Below are 534 nucleotides of genomic sequence, written 5' to 3' on the forward strand. Positions count from 1 at the left end.
GATTTTAGTTTACATTTTTATCGAACTTCAAAGTCTTATTTTTGTTATTTTAGCAGCATTAGCTAAAAAATTAAATTCATTCGGATCTTCAATACAATATTTTATAATTAGTCTTATATCTTCATGTTTTCTTTTACTGGCTATTTCTCTTTTATACGGCATGTTTGGTACAGTTAATTTAAATTATATTTTTATGATAATTGATCTTTTAAGTTCAAGTTATAACTTTGGATGGGATTTTTATACAATTTTTAGTTTAATAATAATATCAGTTTTAATAAAAATGGGTTCTTTTCCGTTTTTTTACTGGTTACCTAAAGTTTATGATAATTCACTAATGTTTATATCATCTTATTTTTCTACTATATCCTTTTTAGCCTATTTTATTTTTATTTTTAATTTTTTTATTAATAGTATTTTTTTAAATTTAAATTCAATAGATATATTTTTTATATCATGTTTAGGTTCTGTTTTTTTTGGGTCGATGGGTTTATTATATCAAATTAAAATAAACAGGTTTATGGCTTATAATAG

Annotated in this window: 1 protein-coding gene; it reads left to right on the forward strand. The window is 20.8% G+C overall.

Annotation, left to right across the window (positions count from 1 at the left end):
• Positions 1-13 precede the first annotated feature (13 nt).
• Positions 14-534, forward strand: a 521-nt coding sequence (locus ACQY5W_RS13550; protein WP_428025496.1) for a proton-conducting transporter membrane subunit, incomplete at its 3' end; no start/stop codon positions are given.

The sequence above is a fragment of the Arcobacter sp. genome (genome assembly GCF_050300555.1).
Classification (GTDB): domain Bacteria; phylum Campylobacterota; class Campylobacteria; order Campylobacterales; family Arcobacteraceae; genus Arcobacter.